The sequence below is a fragment of the Maricaulis sp. genome, from assembly GCF_030149425.1.
Classification (GTDB): Bacteria; Pseudomonadota; Alphaproteobacteria; order Caulobacterales; family Maricaulaceae; genus Maricaulis.
Genome location: NZ_JASBRQ010000059.1, coordinates 46,451 through 53,049, shown reverse-complemented (window position 1 = coordinate 53,049; position 6,599 = coordinate 46,451). Strand labels below are relative to the sequence as shown.

The 6,599-nt window shown below is 61.6% G+C and carries 9 protein-coding genes; 7 read left to right on the top strand and 2 right to left on the bottom strand.

Going from position 1 to position 6,599, the window contains the following annotated elements:
• Nucleotides 1-231: 231 nt before the first annotated feature.
• The 3 genes from rpoD to Q1V57_RS10450 all read left to right on the top strand — a co-directional run bounded on the left by rpoD (nt 232) and on the right by Q1V57_RS10450 (nt 2,993).
• The gene (rpoD, locus tag Q1V57_RS10460; RefSeq protein ID WP_300530327.1) at nt 232-2,310 is read left to right on the top strand and encodes an RNA polymerase sigma factor RpoD; all 2,079 of its coding nucleotides are present in this window, start codon (nt 232-234) and stop codon (nt 2,308-2,310) included.
• Nucleotides 2,311-2,466: 156 nt separating this feature from the next.
• On the top strand, nt 2,467-2,712 hold the full coding sequence (locus tag Q1V57_RS10455; protein WP_300530325.1) for a type II toxin-antitoxin system ParD family antitoxin: 246 nt from the start codon (nt 2,467-2,469) through the stop codon (nt 2,710-2,712).
• On the top strand, nt 2,709-2,993 hold the full coding sequence (locus Q1V57_RS10450) for a type II toxin-antitoxin system RelE/ParE family toxin (RefSeq protein WP_300530324.1): 285 nt from the start codon (nt 2,709-2,711) through the stop codon (nt 2,991-2,993). The genes Q1V57_RS10455 and Q1V57_RS10450 overlap by 4 nt, the downstream gene beginning before the upstream one ends.
• Nucleotides 2,994-2,995: 2 nt before the next feature.
• On the opposite strand, the gene Q1V57_RS10445 is transcribed toward Q1V57_RS10450, so the two are convergent.
• A complete protein-coding gene (locus Q1V57_RS10445) occupies nt 2,996-3,568 on the bottom strand; it encodes a hypothetical protein (RefSeq protein ID WP_300530323.1) in 573 nt (190 codons plus the stop codon).
• Nucleotides 3,569-3,758: 190 nt separating this feature from the next.
• Between Q1V57_RS10445 and Q1V57_RS10440 the strand changes: the two genes are divergently transcribed.
• Genes Q1V57_RS10440 through Q1V57_RS10425 form a run of 4 tightly spaced genes read left to right on the top strand, consistent with a single transcriptional unit; the run spans nt 3,759 to nt 5,860 of the window.
• On the top strand, nt 3,759-4,517 hold the full coding sequence (locus tag Q1V57_RS10440; RefSeq protein WP_300530321.1) for a LytTR family DNA-binding domain-containing protein: 759 nt from the start codon (nt 3,759-3,761) through the stop codon (nt 4,515-4,517).
• Between the two features lie 42 nt (nt 4,518-4,559).
• The gene (locus Q1V57_RS10435; protein WP_300530320.1) at nt 4,560-5,189 is read left to right on the top strand and encodes an SRPBCC domain-containing protein; all 630 of its coding nucleotides are present in this window, start codon (nt 4,560-4,562) and stop codon (nt 5,187-5,189) included.
• 6 nt (nt 5,190-5,195) lie between these two features.
• Nucleotides 5,196-5,441 (top strand): hypothetical protein, encoded by a 246-nt coding sequence (locus tag Q1V57_RS10430; RefSeq protein WP_300530318.1) that lies wholly within the window; start codon nt 5,196-5,198, stop codon nt 5,439-5,441.
• Nucleotides 5,438-5,860, top strand: coding sequence for a secondary thiamine-phosphate synthase enzyme YjbQ (locus Q1V57_RS10425; protein ID WP_300530317.1), 423 nt, complete (start codon nt 5,438-5,440; stop codon nt 5,858-5,860). Before Q1V57_RS10430 ends, Q1V57_RS10425 begins: the two co-directional genes overlap by 4 nt.
• 160 nt (nt 5,861-6,020) lie before the next feature.
• Here the strand turns inward: Q1V57_RS10425 and Q1V57_RS10420 are convergent, their stop codons facing one another.
• Nucleotides 6,021-6,464 (bottom strand): hypothetical protein, encoded by a 444-nt coding sequence (locus Q1V57_RS10420; protein ID WP_300530316.1) that lies wholly within the window; start codon nt 6,462-6,464, stop codon nt 6,021-6,023.
• Nucleotides 6,465-6,599 lie beyond the last annotated feature (135 nt).

Sequence of the window (6,599 nt, the reverse complement as noted above, 5' to 3'; positions counted from 1 at the left end):
ATGGCTCGGGGCGAGGCTTGGATGCGGCTTGCGGCGGCCTATATGGAACGGAGTGAGGCACAGGACCGGCGCGACGAGATCCGCGCGCGGTTGGCGGAAGAAATTGGCAGGGACGATTCTGACAGCGTGCGACGGTTGGTGGAGGCCTACCGCCGAGAGACATCACGGTCTGAGTCATCCTGACAGAGTTTTACCATTGTGCGCAGCTGACAGCGCGACAGGGACGAATACATGAGCAAACCGGCTGAAGCCAACGAATCGACGGAAGCGCAGGACGGCCCGCTGCTGGACCTGACGGACCAGTCGGTGAAGAACATGATCAAGACCGCCAAGAAGCGCGGTTATGTGACTCATGACGAGCTGAATGCGGTTCTCCCGAGCGAGGAGTTCTCCTCCGAGCAGATCGAGGACGTGCTCGCCCAGCTTTCGGAAATGGGTATCAATGTGGTCGACAACGACCCTGATGCCGATGACGAAAACGGCGATAATGCCAAGGCCGCCGACTCGAGCGACGATTCCGAGGAATCGGAGGAAAGCGAAAGTCGCGCCGTGGCCGGCGCGAGCAAGACTGCCGTGGTCGGTCAGAATACGCCGTCCTCTGCCGATCGTACCGACGACCCGGTCCGCATGTATCTGCGCGAGATGGGCTCGGTCGAGCTTTTGTCACGCGAAGGCGAAATCGCGATCGCCAAGCGCATCGAGGCCGGCCGCAATGCGATGATCCGCGGCCTCTGCGAGAGCCCGCTGACTTTCGAGGCCATCATGGTCTGGCGCGACGAGCTCCAGGAAGGCCAGGTTCTGCTGCGCGACATTATCGACCTCGACGCCACCTATGGCGGCCAACAGGCCGAAGCGGCTGGCGATGATGAGGACGAGGACGGAGAGGACACCGGCGAAGGCGAAACGCCGACGCCCGAACAGGCCGGTCCGTCCGGCGAGCCGGACGAGGACGAAAAGACCAAGTCCGACGACGACGACGAGGACGGCGAGGAGACCGAGGGCTCCGGCGAGGATGATGACGACGACGATGATGATGACGGCGCGTCGCTCTCCCTGTCCGCCATGGAAGCCGAACTGCGCGACGGAGTCATGGAGACGCTCGACCTGATCGCGAGCGATTTCGCGGCCTTCCGCAAGCTCCAGGACAAGCTCGTCGCAGCCCGTATCGAGGGCAAGGACCTCACCAAGCAGAGCCGCGAGAAGTACGAGAACCTTCAGAACGCCATCGTGACCAATCTGAACACGATGCACCTGAACAATGCCCGTATCGAGGCGCTGGTCGAACAGCTCTATGCGATCAACAAGGAACGCATGACGCTGGAAGGCAAGCTGCTGCGTATGGCCGACGCGCACGGCGTGCCGCGCGCGCAGTTCATGGATAGTTATTTCGGAAACGAACTAAATCCGGAATGGCCGAGTTCCATGGCCGATACGTCCAAGGCCTGGGCCCGGTTCGTGGACCGTGAACGTGAAGATGCGGGCAAGATTCGTGACGATCTGGCCGATCTGACCCAGCGTGCCGGCGTGCCGATCGAGGATTTGCGCCGCATCGTCCGCACCGTCCAGAAGGGCGAGCGCGAGGCGCGCGTGGCGAAGAAGGAAATGGTCGAGGCGAACCTGCGTCTCGTCATCTCCATAGCCAAGAAATACACCAATCGCGGCCTGCAATTCCTGGATCTTATCCAGGAAGGCAATATCGGCCTGATGAAGGCCGTCGATAAATTCGAATACCGCCGCGGCTACAAGTTCTCCACCTATGCCACCTGGTGGATCCGCCAGGCGATCACCCGCTCGATCGCCGACCAGGCCCGCACCATCCGTATCCCGGTGCACATGATCGAGACGATCAACAAGATTGTCCGTACCTCGCGCCAGATGCTGCACGAGATCGGCCGCGAGCCGACGCCGGAAGAACTGGCCGAAAAGCTCGCCATGCCGCTCGAAAAAGTGCGCAAGGTGATGAAGATCGCCAAGGAGCCGATCTCCCTGGAAACGCCGATCGGCGACGAGGAAGACAGCCATCTCGGCGATTTCATCGAGGACAAGAATGCGGTCCTGCCAATCGACGCCGCGATCCAGTCCAACCTGCGCGAAACCACGACCCGCGTGCTGGCCTCGCTCACCCCGCGTGAGGAGCGCGTGCTGCGCATGCGTTTCGGCATCGGCATGAATACCGATCACACGCTGGAAGAAGTTGGCCAGCAATTCTCTGTGACCCGCGAGCGTATCCGCCAGATCGAGGCTAAAGCCCTGCGCAAGCTCAAACACCCGAGCCGTTCGCGCAAGCTCCGCAGCTTCCTGGATAATTGATCCGCCGCCAGCGGTGGATCATCCCGGACAAGTTCCGGGATCCAGACGAGACAGACACAAGCCGGGCTGGTTCAGCCCGGCTTTTTCATTGCGGCATGTTAGTTGTTTTGACAAACCTTGCCATATGCCGCATCCTTTCCGCCAAAGGAGTGCGCCATGGCCACCATGAATATCTCTTTGCCGCAAGCGCTGAAGGACTGGGTCGAGGCCCAGGCGGACCGCGGGCTGTATGCCAATTCCTCTGACTATGTGCGTGACCTGATCCGGCGCGATGTCGAGCGGCAGGAGAAGGTCGAGGCTTTGCAGGGATTGGTCCATGAAGGCGAGGCAAGCGGTTATTTCGAGACCACCCCGCAAGCTCTCTATGAGAGCATTCGCAAACGCTATGATCCGGAGAAGTGAGACTTGAAGTTTCCTTCCAGGCGGACCGCGACCTCGGCCAGGTTTATGCCGATGGATACCTGAAATTTGGCGCGAAACGCGCTGATCGTTATCTCCTTGGACTTACCGAAGCAATCGAGCGGCTGGTTGAATTCCCTTTTGCGAACCGCCTGCTTTCAGAATTCAATCCGCCACTGCGATGCCACCAGTTTCGCGCTCATCTCGTATTCTACCGGGTTGATGACGACACGGTCCGGGTTATTCGCATCCGCCATGGACGCGAAGCGAGCATCCGCGACTAACCTCACCTCCGCCGCAACATCCCAAAGCACAGAAAATACCCGGCCGTCACCAGAATATAGCCCTGGACGATCCAGTCGCGTCCGGTGAAGGCCATCAGCAGTGATCCGCCGACCACCAGCATCACGCCGAGGCGCGACACCTTCCAGTAGGACAGGCTCGGCAGGGTCAGGGCGGTGCCGAAGATGTAGTTCGGGCCGTAGACGATGAAAACGCCCCAGATCGAGGGGGTGCTGCGCAAGTGATTGACCACATCGCGGTAAAGCTCGCCCGGTGGCAGGCTCCAGAAGATGAAGTCGAGCACACACATACCGATGATCGCGGCCACCCCGGCCGGAAACAGCGGGATGGTGAGCAGGTGGATGTTGCGCTTGGGCAAGCGGCCGATGAAGGGCAGGAACAGCACAGAGCCGATCAGGAGGGACCAATGAGCGAAGTCGATGGGCTGCTGGCGGGCGACGAAGTCCGGACCGAGATTGAGTAGCGTCTGACCGATGATGTAGAGCAGCAGACCGGTAATCATCAGGGCTTGATCGGACCGTTCGGGGAAGCGGGCGTCGCTGGACTGGATGATCATGGCAGCAGCCCTGCCCGGTCGGGGGCTACGGAACTGGAAATACGCAAATCTGTCTCCTGGAAAACATGAAGGACGGTCTGGCCAGCAAACAGGCCCTGGGGCAGAAATCAGACAAGCGAAATGGCGTGAGGGTGGCCGAAAAAGTCGCCGATTGCCTGTGCCTGCAACTCGCGTATCGTGAACCGACACCATGACTGTACCGCCGATCACCCGCTCCATCCTCAAAGCCGTTCTGGCCACGCTTGTTCTGGGCTCGTTATTTGCCTTCCTGGCGCCCTACCGCACTGCCGTTCTCGGCTGGCCGGGTGTGTGGCTCTACTGGCTCTGCATGATGGGGGCGGGCTGGGGAGCGGGGATGGCCGCCGAGGTCGTCATTCCGCGCCTGGCGCCCCGCTGGCCGCCGCTGGCAGTTTATGTCGGCGTCGCGATCTGTGCGAGCCTCAGCGTTATCGCGGCAACGCTGATCTATCATCACCTGCGCGGATATCCGGTCAGTCCAGGCGGTTACGCCAATGTCGTGCTGCAGGTCACTATTCTGGTCAGCGTGGTTACCGGGGTTTATGCGTTTTTCCAGACCCGCAACCGGGTACCGGAGCCGTCTGGACACCGCGCAGAACCGGACGCCGCCATGGCTGGCGCGGCCTTGCTGGACCGCCTGCCGCTGAAACATCAGCGCGCGGCACTCCACGCCATCGCGGCGGAGGACCATTACCTGCGCGTTTATACCAGCGCCGGGGAGACTCTGATCCGCATGCGTATGAGCGATGCCCTCCCGGCTGTGGCGGCGTTGGACGGGGCGCAGACACACCGCTCATGGTGGGTGGCGCGCGACGCCGTGGAGGGCGTCAGACGGGGCAATGGCAAGGCGGAGCTGAGCCTGTCCGGGGCGGTCACGGCGCCGGTTAGCCGCTCTTTTGCACCGGCTCTGCGCGAGGCGGGATGGTTCTAGGTGCCGGGCATGCCTAAAGTGCGGATCAGGGGGGAGTCGATCATGCTCAAATTTCTTCTGGCCGGTGCGAGCCTGGCCCTGATCGTCAGCTGTAAACCGGCGACCGAAACATCGGCTCCCGAAGCGCTGGTCCCAGAAGCACAGGCGAGCGACGAGACCAGTGCCCCCGCCGCGCTCAATGCGTTTGAGGTCCAGGGTTTCCGAACCCAGATCGTGGTTGAGATTGATGCGGCTCGGCAGGATGTCTGGGACGCGGCGACCGGCGATATCTCACCCTGGTGGGACCATTCTTTCGCCCTCGAGCCGGCCGAGCTTTACATCGAGCCAGTGGCTGGCGGGATGTTCTATGAAGTTATCGAAGACGGCGCGGATGACGGCGCCGTCCATGCCACGGTGATCTATGTCCAGGCACCGCAAAGCCTGCGCCTGCATGGACCTCTGGGCCTGTCCGGCCGCTCCTATGATCTGGTCTCGAGCTGGACGCTGACCGAGGCCGAGAGCGGCGGTACGACCTTTACCGTAGATCTGTCCATGCATGGCGAGATCGATGCGGAACTGGCCGGCGTGGTGCGCAATGTCTGGGTCCATTTCATCGACAACCGGCTGAAGACCTATATGGAAAACGGCTGCTATCGCGAGCCCGAAGCGCCCTGCGCCGCGTTCGAGGAATAGCCGCCCGTGTTCAGCCTCATCCGCCTGCTCTGCTTTCCCATCGCGCGATTGATCGGTTGCTGGCCGATCGCGGTCTATTTCGCGCTGGTCATACCGGTTTTGGTGGGGCTCTACCCGTTGTCGCCGGAGACCATGGCCTATGTGCCCATATGGATGTTCCCGGTGCTCTATATCTACCTACTGATCGGCTTTCCGCTGCTCGCCTATGTGCGCAAGGGCGGCTGGTATGAGGTCCCGGAGCGGAGTTCATGAGCCTTCATCGCCATCAACTTCAAACCACGGGCCCCGGCCTCTATGATTTCACCGCCGAAGCGGAGAGTTTCGTCCGCCAGGCCGGCTCTCACGAAGGCCTGTTGACCGTCTTCGTGCGTCATACCTCCTGCTCGCTGGTGATCCAGGAGAATGCTGACCCGGATGTGCAGCGCGATCTGAATGCTTTTTTCCAGCGCCTGGTTCCGTCCGCCGACCACCCGTCCATGTCCTGGCTCCGGCATACCACGGAGGGGCCGGACGACATGCCGGCGCATATCAAGGCGGCGCTGACCCAGACCTCGATTGGCATCCCGGTAATGGAGGGGCGGTTGGCGCTGGGGACTTGGCAGGGGATTTATCTGTTCGAGCATCGCGAGCGGCCGCACCGCCGCGAGATCGTGATGCACCTCAGCGTCTAGGCGCCAGCACGCAGGACCGCCCAAAAAGCAAGAAGCAGGCTGCTTGGGCGGCAGCCTGCTTCGCTCAGGTATGAGATTTGGGGCTCCCATACCCTCCGGTCCGGTGTGCGTTAGCGAAGTGTTGGGCGCACTCCTGTCCCCCCGGCCCGGAATTTGGTTGTCAGTTTTTCAGCTCCTGCATGCCCCGGCGAACGCGACTGGCGCGCTGCGGCGTTTCCGCGGCCTCGTTTTCGGCCTCCTGCAGGCCGATCACGTCGGGCGCATTGAGCGCGATGCCATCGCTGTCCGTGTCGGTTCCGTCGGCTCCGGTCTCGGCGGCGTGATTGATCACCAGCAGCGCATCCATGGGTGAGACTTCGCCTTTGGGTTCATCTTCGTCTGCGAGAGCGCTACCCGAGGTGCGGCGCGCGGCTTCGCGGACGCTCTGCACGGCCGGTAAAAGCAGGGCTGCTGCTTCATCGCTCTCGCCGTTGGAGATGTCCTGTTGGGGTGCGCGTGTGGACTGTGAGCCGTCTGACACGCCGCTGTCAGCGGCCACCGCCGGCAAGGCGATGAGCAATGCCGCAAGACCGGCATAGGTCAAAAATGTCGTCGTCAGTTTCATTCCATCCTCTCTTCATGACGGACCGCGCGGTCCCTCACGAAGCGCGGCAAGTAGAGGTTATTTTTTAGAATATTCGCCGGTGCGAGAAGGTGTATGTCACAACAATGGCGCGCACCGAGTTGCATGGAGTTGCAC